We start from the raw sequence: 14721 nt of genomic DNA, 5'->3' as shown, positions 1-14721 counted from the left end.
AACGAAAAAAAGACAGGACTGAAATCCTGTCTTTTTTTTACAAATTTAATTTTGCCCTCGATACGCCTTTTGCGTATCATTGTCATTTAAACTTGGGAATGGGAGCCCTCACCAGAGGGTTCCCTAGAATCTTTTTTGGGGAGAATTGTTTAGGAGATTGGTGTTACTCCACCATTACACAACGGACGGAGAAGCCATTGGACTTATTTATCGAAACGATTTGAAATACAGAGCTGGAGTTACTTGCCCATGACGCGCTTGATCTCTTTTCCGCTTTTTCCTCGGGATAATTTCATCGTCCTTGGCGCTGGAGCCGTTATCGCCACCGCAGGCAATAAGCATGATCGCGGCGATGGACCTCACGGCAAGATTCTTGAATATATTCATATGTTCTCCTAATTTATTCCCAGAAAAAAGATGTAAACATTCAACAAAAAGGCTCCAGGACTAGGCCCGTCCCGATGATGTTTTGCGTAAAATATAAAATCCTTGACCTTGTTCTAATGCGCTTAATCCTTTGATGCTCAAAGAGATTGCCTTTTTGGTGACGTAAGTCTTTAGACACCTTTTTATATCATTGAATTTGGACTGGCCCCTCCTGTTTGCGGTATGATTTTTGTAATTTTGTGACGTATATTACAAGTCGTTGTTTTACACTCAAGGAAAAACATGTCTAAGACCATTCTTCTTTTCCCGGGCCAGGGTGCCCAGTATGTTGGTATGGGCCAGACTCTGGCTTCTACTTTTGAACCTGCCAAGAAGATCATGCAGGAAGCTGACGAAATTCTCGGCTTCTCCCTGTCCAAGCTCATGGCTGAAGGTCCGGAAGACGTTCTCAAGAGCACCGACAATACCCAGCCCGCTCTCTTCACCGTTTCTGCAATGGTGATGGAACTTCTCAAGTCCGAAGGTTTTGAATTTGACTACGTTGCAGGTCACTCCCTGGGTGAATACTCTGCAATCTATGCCGCTGGCGGTTTCAGCTTCGCCGACGGTCTCCGCCTGGTCCGCACCCGTGGCGAACTGATGGCCTCTGCCGGTTCCAAGAACCCCGGTGCCATGGCTGCCATCATGGGTCAGGACGAAGCAAAGATTATCGAACTCTGCGAATCCGTGAAGGATGCAGGTGTCGTGGTTCCGGCAAACATCAACTGCCCGGGCCAGATCGTGGTGTCCGGTGCCGTCGAAGGCGTGAACAAGCTGGTTGAAAACTGCGCTGCTGCTGGCATCAAGGCTATCCCCCTGGCCGTGTCCGGTGCTTTCCACTCTCCGCTGATGCAGTTCGCTCAGCCGGGTCTGGCTGAAGCTATTGCAAAGACTACCTTCAACGATGTGGCTAAGCCGGTTATCGCCAACGTCATTGCAGAACCTGTGACTTCCGGCAAGGAAATTGCAGACCTCCTGGTCCGCCAGCTGGTGTCCCCGGTCCGCTGGAACGACTGCATGAACAAGGCCATCTCCCTCGGTGTAACCCAGGGTGTTGAAGTGGGTTCCGGCAAGGTTCTCATGGGCCTCATGCGCAAGATCAGCCGCGACGTGAAGGTCACCCCCGTCGAAACCATCGAAGCATTTGCAGCCCTGAAGGGCTAATTAGTAAACAGTGGTTAGTAAACAGTGATTAGTAAATCGCAGAAAGAAAATCGCTAATCACTAACCACTAATCACTAACCACTTTTTTTTCAAGGATTATAATTATGGGTAAACTTACTGGCAAGAAGGCTATTGTTACTGGCGCATCCCGCGGTATCGGTCTCGCCATTGCGACTGAACTGGCACGCGAAGGTGCCGATGTGGCCATCCTTTCCACCTCCGTGAAGGAAGACTTGGCTGCCAAGTTGAGCGCCGAACTGGGTGTGCAGGTCAAGAGCTATGCCTGCAACGTTGGCGACTCCGAAACTGTACAGAACGTGTTCAAGCAGATCATTGCTGACATGGGTACCGTGGATATCCTGGTGAACAACGCCGGTATCACCCGCGACGGCCTGCTGATGCGTATGAAGGACGAAGACTTCGACGCCGTCATCCAGACCAACCTCCGTTCCGTGTTCCTCTGCACCCGTGCCGTGGCCCGCACCATGATGGGCAAGCGCACTGGCCGTATCGTGAACATCACTAGCATTAACGCTATCCGTGGCCAGGCTGGTCAGGCCAACTATGCCGCAGCCAAGGCCGGTATCATCGGCATGACCAAGTCCAACGCCATGGAATTCGCTTCCCGCGGCATTACCGTGAATGCTGTGGCTCCTGGCTTTATCGGCACCGACATGACTGCCAAGATGGACGACGCTACCAAGGAAAAGTACGCCGCTTCTATCCCCCTGCAGCGCATTGGCAACCCCGAAGATGTGGCCAAGGCAGTGGCATTTTTGGCATCCGACGACGCTTCCTACATTACCGGACAGGTATTGGGCGTTGACGGGGGCTTGAACGCTTAACGATTTTTTACTAAATTAAACTCAAACACTTAATCCAAAAATGGAGACTAAAATGAACGAAGAAATTTTTAAGAAGGTTGTCGACGTTATCGTTGCCAAACTCGAAGTTAAGGCTGAAGATGTGAAGCCGGAATCCGAATTCGGTAACGACCTCGGTGCTGACTCCCTCGACCGCGTCGAACTGGTTATGGCTCTCGAAGACGAATTCGAAGTCGAAATCCTCGACAGCGATGCAGAAAAGTTCCAGAAGGTTTCCGACGTTGTCGCCTTCATCGAATCCAAGAAGTAATTTCTTGATTTGTTGGAATTAAGCAATCGAATTTAAAGCGGTCCCTGGAACTTCCCGGGGCCGTTTTATTTTTGTGCGGTTGGGCGGTCTTTTTATCTTTACGTATTATATTCAGTATGCGGATCCAACCCGCGTTTCCCCATAGGAGATAAATTTGGAAAACGAAAATTTATTGCACAAAGTATTAAAGCTCTGGTTTCGCCAGAAGTCCGAGGACGGGCTTGAGGCAAAGCTTGGGTACAGATTCAGAGATCCGGAACTGCTGGCTCATGCCCTGGTGCATCGTTCCTTCCTGACAGGAAAGGATATGCCCTACGAGAGCAACAACGAACGTCTGGAATTTCTGGGCGATTCCGTGCTCAACATGCTTACCACCGAGTATCTGTACCGCAACTATCCCAACGACCCGGAAGGTGATCTTTCCAAGCGCAAGAGTGCCATCGTGTCGGGTCACGCCTGCGCCCAGTCCAGCAAGGAATGGGGCTTGAGCGAATATATCAAGATTGGAAAGTCCGAGATGAAGATGGGTGGCCGCGGCAAGGAAACTATTGTGGCTGACGCCTACGAAGCCGTACTTGGTGCTGTATACCTGGATGGCGGTCTGGAAGAAGTCCGTGCCATTCTCAACAAGTTCCATTTCCCTCGCATCAAGGAAATCATTGTGGCCGACGATTTCGTAAACCACAAGAGCGCCTTGCTGGAATACCTGCAGGGGAAGCGTCGTACGTCGCCGGTTTACGTCTTGATTGGCGAAGACGGCCCGGAACATCAGAAGGTGTTCACCACCGAAGTCCACATCAACGATAAAACCTACGGTCGTGGTTCTGGCCCCAACAAGAAGAAGGCCGAACAGGAAGCGGCCCGCGTCAGCCTTGAAATGCTCTTGGCTGAAGACGCCGCCAACTCCGCTGATGATGCAGACAAGTCCGCCGACGCAAATTCCAAACCCAAGAAACAATCCGCACGCCACGTTGGCTTGCCCTAGTTGAGACGAAAGATGAATTTTAAGAAAGTTGCTTTTGGTTTAATGATGCCTCTGGCGGTGTCCGCAGTTTTGATCGCCTGCAATGAGTCTGGTTCCAATTCGGGTAAGGGCTCTGCATCAAAGGCTGCCGTTTCTGAAGCGGATTGCCCGATTCTGCCTATGGATCCCGAAGCTACTGGCGAGTTTGACCCGGTGGCTTCCAAGGAGGCTCGCCCCTGCGGTGCCATTACCTTGTGGGGTTCCGCCATGCCCAAGTCCTTCAACATGTGGGAAGACTACAACAGCTTCTCCGCAGAGTTGATGGGCATGATGTTCGAACCGCTGGTTTCCCTCCACTCCACCGAAGACAAGGAAGTTGGAATTCTGGCAGACAGCTGGAGCGTGGGCGAAGACGGCAAGACTTTTACTTTCCACGTGGACCCTCGCGCCAAGTGGAGCGACGGCAAGTCCATTACCGCCGAAGATGTGCAGTACTACTACGACGTGATCATGGACGAGAAGAACCTGACTCCCATTTTCAAGGTGGGACTTTCTCGCTTTGACCGTCCCGAAGTTGTGGATAGCTTGACCATCAAGATGACCGCCAAGGAAATTCACTGGGGCAACTTCTGGGAAGCGGCCGGTATGCTGGCATTCCCCAAGCATGCCTGGCAGGGCAAGGACTTCAACCAGATCCGTTACGATTTCCCGGTGGTTTCTGGCCCCTACATCATCAAGACCTTCCGCGAGGACCGCTATGTGGAACTGGCCCGCCGTGCCGACTGGTGGGGCTTCAAGAAGAACTGGAACCGTGGCAAGTACAACTTCCAGAAGATCCGTTACCGCTTCATGAACGACCAGACCAAGGCCTTGGAAGCATTCAAGAAGCAGGACTTCAACGCCTACGCTATCTACACCAGCAGCATCTGGATGAAGCAGACTGACTTCGATGCCGTGCAGAAGGGCTGGGCCGTAAAGCAGCGCATCTTCAATAAGGAACCTATCGGTTTCCAGGGCATGGCCATCAATATGCGCAAGCCCGAGTACCAGGATGTTCGCGTCCGTCGTGCCCTGAACTTTATGCTGAACCGCGAAGCCATGAACGAAAAGTACATGTACGGTCAGTACTTCCTGCAGAACAGCTACTATCCTGACTTGTGGCCCAACAATACCAACCCCAAGGCCACTATGTACAAGTTCAATCTGGACAGTGCCCGCGCCCTCTTTGCGGAAGCGGGTTACAAGGTGAATGGTCAGGGTGTTCTGGAAAAGGATGGCAAACCTTTTGCAATTAACTTCATTACTAGCAGCGAAGACCTGCGTCATCTGACCCTTTTCCAGGAAGACCTGAAGAAGATCGGCGTGGTGGCCACCATCGAACAGATGAGCCAGAGCACCTTGCGTAAGCGTCTTGACGATGCGGACTTTGACCTTTACTGGGTGAACTGGGGCGCAGGCCGACTTCGTGATCCCGAGGCCAGCTGGTCCTCCAAGACGGCTATGGACAAGGGCACTAACAACTTGAGCGGTTTGCAGGACGCCGTGGTGGACAGCCTGATTGAATTGCAGAAGACTGAATTTGATTTGGCGAAGCGCAACGAAATCCTGAAGGCACTGGATAACCGTCTTTCCGAGATTGTGCCTTACGTTCTGATGTGGCAGTGCGATCACCACCGCATACTGTACTGGAACCGTTATGGCATGCCCGAAAAGGTTCTGGACAATTTCAATCGCGAAGACGCCATCCCCGTTTACTGGTGGGTGGATCCGGTAAAGTCTGCTGCTCTCGACAAGGCCATGAAGGCTGGCGAAGCCCTGCCCATTCCTGAATATGATGTAAAGTAATTGCGGATGACCGCCATGGTATAAACGAAATGCCCGTCAAGCGACGGGCATTTTTAAGTCTGCATTTTTTTGCGGTTACTTCTTTTTGGAACCTGTTTCCTTTAGTAAGTCGCTCAAGTGTCGGGGCGGGAGTCTCAGGCTCAGCCCCATGTAGATATTGTCCCATAGACCGTCGGCGTGGGCCCATCCCAGTTCTATTCCTAGAACGTTTCCCAGTTCCGCGAACCCCGCCAGATAGGTGGTGGGCATGTCCTTGTCAAAGATGTAGCTGAAGCGGACGCCTCCGTTCAATCCTTCGCCGATATTGATTTCTGCGGTGGCCATTGGGGCTGCTGCCTGGTGGATGTTTTCTTCATCGCAGCTGGTGTCAAAATGCCCGTTGCAATGTTCGTAGGTCACGTTGTTCCAGGAGATTCCTCCGCCTAGGCCGATGGCGAATTGCCTTGTGAATTCAAAGACAAGCAAGCCGACTGCGTATCCGGTGATGGCTGTGACGGAATCATTTTCGGTTTCGAAATCCTTGAACGGTTCGGCTTCGCTTGCTTCCCCGAAGGTGAGGTTGATGCCGCCTAGAGCCTGGAGGTAGATTCCGAAGGAACTTGGTGTACTGCTGGTCTGTACAGATGAAGTGCTGTTATGATTTTCCCAACCGTCATCGTAGGATTTGTATTCTGCGGCAGGAGAGTTTGTGGAAGGCTGCTTGGTGTCGAGCCAGGGATTGCGGGGTTTACCCCACACGAACCTGCCCATGAGTCCGTCCCTCAGGTCGCTGTCGTCAAATATGACGCGGTCTCGCCAATGGTCTCCCTGAACAAGGTCAGCGCTTGACCGTCTGCCGTCCAGGTTAATCGAAAAGACGACCCGGCTTGACTGGATTTTATAGTTGAACAGTTCTCGGCCGTTCAGGTAGTAGACGCCCTCGATGCCGTCCTTTGTTTTTACTAGCAGTCTTTTGCCGTATCCTTGTTCCAGTTCAAAATACAGGCCGCCGTTCGCCTTGCTTGCGTTAGCGCGGCTCTGTCGGACCAGTTCCACGAAAATGGGGGCCAGGGCGCCGCTGTTGTCGCTGTGGTGGATGATCTTCCCGCAGGCGTTGTACCATTGGCGGATCCGGTCGTTCAGGTCGTTGATGGCGCCTCGGTTTTCTTCTAGGCTAAAGTTGTAGCTGACTTCGACGCCCTTGGAAAGGGGTTCCGGAGTGTAGCTGCCTTCGAGAGTGAAATAGCGGGTGGGGTAGAAGGCGTCGACCTGCAGGGCTTCATAACACTGGTTGATGGCCTGGCGCCTTTGTTCGATAGCGTTTGAAAGTCTGTTGGGGCTCAGGCGGATTTCGCCGGTGAGCTTGAAATACTGGGTTTCGAACTTGGGAAGTTCATACTGGTAGAAGTTTCCGCAGGATTCATCGATTTCTTCGGTAATGGAAATCGTGCCGCATCGGTCATTCATCACCTCGATATCGGCGGCGGTGCGCCACAGTTCATCTAGCTGCTCCCTTTCGGCTGCGGAGAACTTGCCGCTGTTTCGCATTTCCCTCAGTTGGGAAATGTATGCCTTGAGTACGGCAGGGTCCTGTTGGGACATCACCAGTTGAGGGCTTGCGAAGGCAATCCCGGCCGCCAGGCTAAACAACACCATAACCAATTTGCGTATCATGCTGAATGTAAATATAAGTTAAACAACAAAAAAGAACATCCCGCAATGGGATGTTCCTTAAAGCTTGTGAGATTTTCAACTTAGAAGTTGAAGTCTACGCCTGCATAGAGACCGGTTGCATCGCCGTCCATGTCGCCAGAACGGAAGATGAGACGTGCATCCAGGAGGATCTGCGGGTTGAGGGCGAACTTACAGCCCAGCCACAGGTTGAACTGGGAGTCGCCGCTGTCGTCAGCGCCCCATTCGTTACCCTTGTCGTCTTCCCAGGTATCTTCGGTGAGCTGCAGCTTGAACTTCAGGCCCAGATAGGGGATAAAGATCTGGTTGGGAACGGCGAAGTCCATTTCGCCAGCAATGTGGATTTCGAGACCGCGTTCGTAGTTGTCGTGTTCGAAACCCCAGTCAAGGCCGGCTTCGGTACCGAAGGAGAGGCCCTGAACGCCCTGGATCGGCATAGAGAACTGGCCGCCCAGGTAAATGGAAACTTCGCTATTGGAAGGCGGATGGCCGTTGACGCCGTCGTCATCGTTACCGATGGGGAGACGCAGGTCGATGAAACCGCTAACCATGGGGGTAATCTGATAACGGCCGCCGATGGTCAGGTCGCGGAGACCGTCGCCACCGTTGGTGCAGCCCTGGCAATCCACTTCGCTCCAGAACTGGTAGCCCCAGCCCTGCAGAGAAAGTTCCAAGTTCTGGATGACGGTGTAACGTGCGCCCAGGTTGAGGCCTGCCTGAGACCATTCATGGTGCCAGTCGTAGTAGAGGCCGCCATGGAGGGTTCCCTTGCCTGCTTCCTGAACCGGGAAATAGTCCCAAGTTGCGAATGCTGCAGAGGCTGCGATAGCTGCTGCTGCGATAATTTTCTTGAACATAAACATCTCCTTAGTTTTTCAAACCAGTCCAAAATGTAGAAAAGGTTAGACGTTTTTATATGTTAAATAATATTATCGTAAGTTTTTGTGACCGCCACCAAAAAAAGGGCCTGCCTTGCGGCAGAACCCTTTGTAATTCCAGTCTAGCGAGCGCTAGCAGGGAATTAGAAGTTGAACTTGGCGTTCACGTCGATGGACATCGGAGTGTCTTCGCCGTAGTAGTCTTCGCCGATACCGAAGCCGAAGGAAGCGTCGAGGCTGATCATCTGGTTGATAGCGTAGCCAACACCAGCATAGATCCACAGACCGAGAGTACCGCTTTCGTCAGAACCCGGGAGTTCGTCGCCGTCGTGGGTGTATTCACCCAGGAGCATGTTCATGTCAATGCCGACGTACGGGGTAACAGGGCCGCCGAGAACGAAGTCGGCTTCTGCACCGATGTTCAGTTCCCACGGAGGAGAAACTTCGTCATCACCTTCGGTGGTGATAGCGAGACCGGCTTCAGTACCCAGGTCGATCATGCCGAATTTCTGAGAGAACTGGACACCAGCGTGGAAGTTCCATGCGTCGTCGTTGTAGGAATCGTCACCAACCGGGAGGTTCACGTCAACGAATGCGTTCATGGTGGGCATGAACTGGTAGCGAACCATGAGAGGAATGTTGCCGAGACCGTCTGCCTTCAGGTCGTTGCCGTCGAAGTCAGAGTAGAAGCGGAACGGAACAGCGAGACCCAGTTCCAAGCCCTGGATAACGGTGTAGCGAGCGCCGGCATACATGCCGAGGTCGCTGTAGTCACCCTGCATATCGTAGCCTACGCCAACCTTGGCCTGGCCCTTGCCTGCTTCGAGAACGGGGAACTTGTCCCAGGTTGCAAAGGATGCTGTTGCAGCCAGAGCGCCTGCGAGTGCAATCTTCTTGATCATCTTTTTGTCTCCTTGATAGGGTTTTGAAGTGTTTTCGTAATAAATATAATATGTTGAATGTAATAATGTAAAGAGATTACGCTTTTTTTGGGTGATTTTTCTCACAAATGATGACGAGTACGCTGACTCGTTGTTTGTCGACGGTTTACGGCTTGCGTAAAGACGGACGGAATGGTGCGCATGTGTGATGTGTGAACAGCTGTTGCGGTATGTCACAATGGAAGACCCATATTAAGTGAAAATCCCCTTTTTTACGAAATAATGGGTATCTTTGTAAAGTAAGGATTACAGAGGTGGAATTATGAAGATGAGATTCAATTTTATCCTGTGTGCCATGCTGCTTGCCGCCAGCATGGTTTTTGCTGCTGGAAACAGCTTTTTTTCCTTGAATTTGCAGGTTTCTTCGGTTGTTTGCGGTTTTGGTTGCGTTACTCAGGATTCTGTGTTCTACCTAAAGCAGGAAGCTGCTAGGTGCGGGGGCCCCGCAGGGCCTGCTGGTAAGACTTGTGTGCAGTCTGTAAAGGCAACACCCGATAGCCTTTACTACCTGCTGGAAAAGCACTGGATCGGTGCAAAAAGCAAGCACACCCTCAGATTGGAATCCAATATCGACCTGGGAGAAATTTCTGCCGATGGTTCCTGTGCCGTCAATCATAAGCCGTTGCCGTTCCGTGTTAGCAATGAATTTTATGGTGATGGCAAGAAAATCACCAATTTGTGCTACCATAGTTCCAAAATGAGCGGACCGGTCGGTCTTTTTGAATCAATCGACAATGCAAACATCTCTAACTTTACCATTGAAAACGTCCGCATTATCATTGATGGCGAAAGTGAAAAGGGCGAAGATTATTATCCGGTGGGAGCCCTTGTTGGTCGAATCAGCCTGTCTTCTATTGACAAAGTCAAACTTTCCAATGTCCAGATTGATGCACCTTTTGCAGGTGCCCTCGTTGGTGTACTGAACAATTCCACTGTCAAGAATTCTGTTGTGGAAGATGGTATCAGCATTGTCAACAACACCAAGATCACTAGCGGTTTTGCCGGTTCCAAGGTTATGGGGAATGCCTATAACTCCACGGTCAAGAGCACGAACTATGGATATGGAGTATTCCTTGGCGGTATCGCCGGTGTGTCTGTCCGTTCTCAGGCAGACCCTTCTTTCAAGGATACTCGTGTTAATGCTGTTGTGCAGAACATCCCTGCAGATAATAATTCTGCCCTGGGTGGCGTTGTGGGTATGATGGCCGCCTCCTTCGACTCCGTTCTCAATGTGACCTCCGGTTCCCAGGCTGGCGAAGAAGTTGCCAGGATTTCTGGCGGCAGCGCCATGGGTGGCCTTGTTGGTTTTGCCGGCGTGCTTTATGAAAACGGTTCCCAGCAGGAAGGTTCCATTAACATCATCAAGTCCTCTTTCAATGGTGAAATTTCTGATGGTTCCGTGGGAGGCGTATCTGTTAATAGCGTTCTCCAGAAGAATATCTTTGCCGGTGGCCTTGTGGGTCGTGATTCTCTTCTTGGTATGTCTAGACTGCTTATCAAGAATAGCCAGGCGGAACTTTCTCTGAAGGATTCTCTCAAGGTTGAAGGTATTTACCGCTATGCAGCCGGTGGTATCCTTGGTGCAAGTAACCGCTGTCTCGGCGGTGATTCCGATACGATTTACGTTTCTATCAAGGAATCCCGTTCTCAAGGAAATATTCGTATTGCCGGATCCGCCAAGGATGTTGATGGCCTTCATGTTCAGGCCTTTGTGGGTGGCATTGCCGGTGACGCCTGTTTTGCTACCAATGGCGATGGGTTGTCCAAGGATACGTCTTCTGTGAATATCGATGTTCGTACAAAGACCGCCTATGGTGACTTGATGTCCAACGGCTTTACCGTATTTGACTCGGTTGTTGTGGGCGGCGTGGTTGGCTTTATGAATTCTGCCACGGCCAAGGCTCTGCCTCTTACCGAAATTTACTATGACGGTGCCATCGAAGTGGCTGACAGTTTGAATACTGTTGTTGTGGGTGGTGTTGTCGGTACGTATCCGAACCTTAATGGCGGAAAGGCTGTTGATTTTAATAGCATCTTTGTTCGTTCCGAAAACCTGATTAAGTTGAATGCGGTTCACGCCGATCCGGTAACTCGAACCTATAATGACAATCAGGTGGCTAAAATTGGTGGTGTCTGCGGTGTCTGTCGCGAACTCCACGATGTGTCCTCTGTGGCCGTAGTTGCAAATATTACTGCAGAGGGTACTTTCTCGGGTGACTCCCTTCTTATGGGTGGCATGGTTGGCCAGTCTGTGAATGTGAATGAAAAGGATACCGTGTCCATTGTAGGTGCTTTTAGCGTTGGTAACATTCTGGTAAATGCTACAATGGAAGGTAATTCCAAGAATGACAAGGGTGTTAAAAGGTTGGCTTACCTTGTGGCCGATCAGCAAACGAAAGCATATAGCATCAAGTCCTGCTACCACTACGGTGAAGACGATCTGGATGTTGGTCCCTTTGGTGGAAAGGGTGTTGCTGGAGACTGGACCGAAGACACCAATATCAAGTTCCTAATCCGTAACGGTGACGAGGCCAATCTCAATGCCAGCTACAATGGTGTACAGAAAAGTGCTGATGTGAAAAAGGAATCCTTTGCGGGTCTCCTGAACAGTGCCTTCGAAAACAGCAAGGACTATATCTGGTCTTTTGACAAAGATTACTATTTGGGAACTTTGCCCTTCCTTGCTCATGGTAGTTATTCTCCGACAATTCCCGAAGGAAAGGTCTCGTTTAAGGTGACCTTCCTGGGCTTTGACGACAAACAGTTGGTTGTGGTGAATGCAGATCCTGGTTCGGCTGCCAATGCTCCCGACGTTCCCGAAGTCGCAGGCTACACCTTTGTGAAGTGGGATAAGGATTTTTCTGAAGTTACGGGTGATCTGACTGTTAGAGCTATCTATGAAATCAACTCCTATACCGTCACCTTCCTTAAGGCCTTGGACGACACTATCTCGACGCAGCTTGTTGAGTATGGTAAATCTGCCGTTGTTCCCAGCGGTGTCAAGAAGATTGGCCATACCTTTACTGGTTGGGATAGCGATGACTACAAGGATGTCAAGAGTGACATCACTGTCTATGCAAAGTTTACGGCTAATGTTCATCAGCTGGTCTATATGGATGATGAAGATGGTGTGCTTGAAAATATTGAAGTTGCTTACGGAAGCGCAATCACATTGATGTCTGACATCGAGAAGGCTGCCGACGAAAAGTATTCCTATACCTTTGTCAAGTGGGTAATGGAAGATGGCTCTGATGTGATTCCTGCAACCATGCCCGATGAAGACGTGGTGTTGAAGGCTGTCTTTAAATCTGAAGCCGTTATGTATAAAGTTGTATTCCAGGATTTTGATGGAACAGAACTGCTGACCAAGGAAATAACTTATGAAGGTTCCGTTGAAACTCCTGCCGATCCGTCCCGTCTAGGTTATAAATTCATTGGCTGGAGCAGTGATGAATACAAGCAGGTAAAGGCAGATCTTGTAATCAAGGCTAAATATGAACAGCTCAACTATGCTGTTGTGTTCGAAGATTACGATGGCGATACCCTCAAGTTCCTGTCGCTGACTTATGGTGCAGAAGTGACTGCCCCTGCAGTACCGCGCCGTCAGTCTACGGAACAGTATGATTACACCTTCAAGGGTTGGACTCCTGCTGTAGAAAAGGTGACCGACAATGTTGTGTATGTGGCCGAATACGATTCTTCCCTGGTAAAGTACACCGTGTCCTTTGTAATCAATGGAACGGTTTATGAATCTCAGGTAGAATATGGCCAGGCAGCGGTGGCCCCCGAAGCTCCTGTTATTGAAGGTCTGACTTTTGTGGGTTGGGATTCCAGCTACACCGAAATTGTCGGTGATCTCAAGATCAACGCAATCTATGACACTATTAAATACAAGGTAGTCTTCAGGGATTACAAGGATAGCATCGTTTACGAAATGATGGTTCCCCATGGCGACACCATCCACTTGGCCAACAGCATGGCTCTGGATCGCAAGGCTACCGAAGATTATGTGTACTCCTTTAAGGGCTGGAGCGAAGCTCTGGGCAAGGTTATCCGCGACATGAATATAAAGGCCGTTTACGACTCTACCTACATTGGAAAGCCCAGTTCTTCCGCCTCTGAAGAACCTGCCTCCAGCAGCTCTAATCAGGTAGAAGTGCAGATTGTCTCTCCGAAGTTTGAACAGTCTGGCAACGCTATCCGCCTGTCTTTCAAGACCGAGGGTTCCGACGAACCTGCCACGGTGACTGTGCTTGACGAACTGGGAATGGTTATTGCTACGGCTACGGTCACTGACGGCTACTGGGAAATGGTGCCCGCTCCCAAGGGCAAGTCCTACGTAACTGTTGAAGTGGGTGGCAAGGTGATTTACCAGGAGTCCTACGAGGTAAAGAAGGAAGTGGTCATGCAGGCCAAGAGCTGGCAGATGGTTTCTGTAGTGGCAATGGATGAAAGCACCTTGAGCGCTTCTGAAATGAATTTCTACTGGTGGGATGAACTGAATCCTGTCGGAGAATACTGGCAGTATCGTTCCTATCGCGGTGGCCCCATTGATGAAACCCGCGGTTACTGGGTTGGCTCTGCAAGGGAAGTTGCCATTCCCCTTCGTGAAGTGGAAGTTTCTGCAGATGCCGAAATCCAGTGGAAACTGGATAACAAGTATAGCGGTTGGAATCTGGTGGCAAATCCCTATGGCTGGTACGTAGACCTTTCTAAGGGAAAAACGGAAGGTGACGCCGAGGTTATCTTCTGGCACTGGGATTCCGAACTGGGTGCCTACAGCGTTGCCGAAGTGGTTGGCCCCTATGAAGCGGTATGGGCTCAGGTGGATCACTCCACGGTGTTCAGCGTGAAGGCTGACCCTGATTACAATTATGCCGAGAAGAATGACCTGTCTGTTGCTGGAAAGGTTGCCTCTATGCGCAAGGGTTCCGCCCGTAAGGCTTCTGCGGATAACTGGAGTGTGGTTGTTGCCCTTTCCGACGATAACGGCAAGGTGGACTCCTGGAACATTCTGGGTGCCGGCAGCAGTGCCGAAACCTTGGATGAGCCTCCTTCTGGCATGGGCGACCGCGTGAATCTCTCGATCCGCGAAAGTGCCAGGGGTTCTGTTCTGGCCAAGAGTATCAAGGCTGTGGCATCGGAATACGAATGGTTCCTGGACCTGAGTGCAAATACCGCCCGCGAAGGCAAGCTAACCTTTGAAGGTGTTGACGCCCTTAAGGAATTGGGTTACGTCATGTATGTGACTGTTGACGGTGAAACCAAGGAAGTGACCGACGGAAAGTCCCTGAATGTCGCCCTGAAGCAGGATGCCAAGCAGGTGCAGGTCCGTGTGGCTGCTCGCAGTGACATGGCTGTTGCCTCTGCCGCCCTGAACGGATTCAAGGTGTTGCAGAACGCAGGTTCGCTGCAGGTTGGCTTCAATGCGGCCGACGCATTGGCTGGGGCCAATGGCCACTACGCTCTGGTGAGTGTAAACGGCAAGAGCGTGGCCCGCGGCAACTTTGCCGCCCGCGCCGGCCAGAACGTACTTGATCTGCAGGCTCCCAAGTCCGGCCTTTACTTCATGCAGGTGAAGGTTGGAAGCCAGACCATGAACGCCAAGGTGATGGTGAAGTAACCTTTCGCGGTCCCAATAGTTCTTGTTTAACCGTATGAGCTTAGCCACTGGGGTTTTGCCCCGGTGGCTTTCTTA

The 14721-nt window shown here is 51.0% G+C and carries 10 protein-coding genes; 7 read left to right on the top strand and 3 right to left on the bottom strand.

Annotation, left to right across the window (positions count from 1 at the left end; genetic code table 11):
* Nucleotides 1-249 precede the first annotated feature (249 nt).
* From BUB94_RS16850 to BUB94_RS10800, 6 genes are all read left to right on the top strand, one after another.
* Nucleotides 250-399 (top strand): hypothetical protein, encoded by a 150-nt coding sequence (locus tag BUB94_RS16850; protein WP_175549724.1) that lies wholly within the window; start codon nt 250-252, stop codon nt 397-399.
* Nucleotides 400-669: 270 nt separating this feature from the next.
* The gene (gene fabD, locus BUB94_RS10820; protein ID WP_073160283.1) at nt 670-1590 is read left to right on the top strand and encodes an ACP S-malonyltransferase; all 921 of its coding nucleotides are present in this window, start codon (nt 670-672) and stop codon (nt 1588-1590) included.
* A gap of 104 nt (nt 1591-1694) precedes the next feature.
* Nucleotides 1695-2435 carry a 3-oxoacyl-[acyl-carrier-protein] reductase gene (fabG, locus tag BUB94_RS10815; protein WP_073160286.1) on the top strand — a complete coding sequence of 247 codons (741 nt, stop codon included), beginning with the start codon at nt 1695-1697 and terminating at the stop codon, nt 2433-2435.
* A 52-nt stretch (nt 2436-2487) separates the two neighbouring features.
* Entirely contained in the window at nt 2488-2724 is a 237-nt protein-coding gene (gene acpP, locus BUB94_RS10810) for an acyl carrier protein (RefSeq protein ID WP_073160288.1), read from the top strand.
* A gap of 154 nt (nt 2725-2878) precedes the next feature.
* Complete coding sequence (gene rnc / locus BUB94_RS10805; RefSeq protein WP_073160290.1) at nt 2879-3709, top strand: ribonuclease III; 831 nt, start codon at nt 2879-2881, stop codon at nt 3707-3709.
* A gap of 12 nt (nt 3710-3721) precedes the next feature.
* Nucleotides 3722-5533 (top strand): extracellular solute-binding protein, encoded by a 1812-nt coding sequence (locus BUB94_RS10800; protein ID WP_073236919.1) that lies wholly within the window; start codon nt 3722-3724, stop codon nt 5531-5533.
* A gap of 75 nt (nt 5534-5608) precedes the next feature.
* Here the strand turns inward: BUB94_RS10800 and BUB94_RS10795 are convergent, their stop codons facing one another.
* The 3 genes from BUB94_RS10795 to BUB94_RS10785 all read right to left on the bottom strand — a co-directional run bounded on the left by BUB94_RS10795 (nt 5609) and on the right by BUB94_RS10785 (nt 8984).
* Entirely contained in the window at nt 5609-7186 is a 1578-nt protein-coding gene (locus tag BUB94_RS10795) for a hypothetical protein (protein ID WP_139258405.1), read from the bottom strand.
* Between the two features lie 80 nt (nt 7187-7266).
* Nucleotides 7267-8061, bottom strand: a complete 795-nt coding sequence (locus tag BUB94_RS10790; RefSeq protein ID WP_073160296.1) for a hypothetical protein — start codon at nt 8059-8061, stop codon at nt 7267-7269.
* Between the two features lie 164 nt (nt 8062-8225).
* Nucleotides 8226-8984, bottom strand: coding sequence for a transporter (locus BUB94_RS10785; protein ID WP_073236916.1), 759 nt, complete (start codon nt 8982-8984; stop codon nt 8226-8228).
* A 301-nt stretch (nt 8985-9285) separates the two neighbouring features.
* On the opposite strand from BUB94_RS10785, the gene BUB94_RS10780 reads away from it, so the two are divergent.
* Entirely contained in the window at nt 9286-14646 is a 5361-nt protein-coding gene (locus BUB94_RS10780) for an InlB B-repeat-containing protein (RefSeq protein ID WP_073236913.1), read from the top strand.
* Nucleotides 14647-14721 lie beyond the last annotated feature (75 nt).

The sequence above is a fragment of the Fibrobacter sp. UWH9 genome (assembly GCF_900129715.1).
Lineage (GTDB): Bacteria > Fibrobacterota > Fibrobacteria > Fibrobacterales > Fibrobacteraceae > Fibrobacter.
The sequence above is the reverse complement of the archived record's forward strand: the minus strand, read 5'-3'. Positions and strand labels throughout refer to the sequence as shown.

Bases quoted from the DNA above. Each gene is read 5' to 3' on its own strand.
- BUB94_RS16850 (WP_175549724.1), top strand. From the start codon at position 250: ATGACGCGCTTGATCTCTTTTCCGCTTTTTCCTCGGGATAATTTCATC.
- fabD (WP_073160283.1), top strand. From the start codon at position 670: ATGTCTAAGACCATTCTTCTTTTCCCGGGCCAGGGTGCCCAGTATGTT.
- fabG (WP_073160286.1), top strand. From the start codon at position 1,695: ATGGGTAAACTTACTGGCAAGAAGGCTATTGTTACTGGCGCATCCCGC.
- acpP (WP_073160288.1), top strand. From the start codon at position 2,488: ATGAACGAAGAAATTTTTAAGAAGGTTGTCGACGTTATCGTTGCCAAA.
- BUB94_RS10800 (WP_073236919.1), top strand. From the start codon at position 3,722: ATGAATTTTAAGAAAGTTGCTTTTGGTTTAATGATGCCTCTGGCGGTG.
- BUB94_RS10795 (WP_139258405.1), bottom strand. From the start codon at position 7,186: ATGATACGCAAATTGGTTATGGTGTTGTTTAGCCTGGCGGCCGGGATT.
- BUB94_RS10790 (WP_073160296.1), bottom strand. From the start codon at position 8,061: ATGTTCAAGAAAATTATCGCAGCAGCAGCTATCGCAGCCTCTGCAGCA.
- BUB94_RS10785 (WP_073236916.1), bottom strand. From the start codon at position 8,984: ATGATCAAGAAGATTGCACTCGCAGGCGCTCTGGCTGCAACAGCATCC.
- BUB94_RS10780 (WP_073236913.1), top strand. From the start codon at position 9,286: ATGAAGATGAGATTCAATTTTATCCTGTGTGCCATGCTGCTTGCCGCC.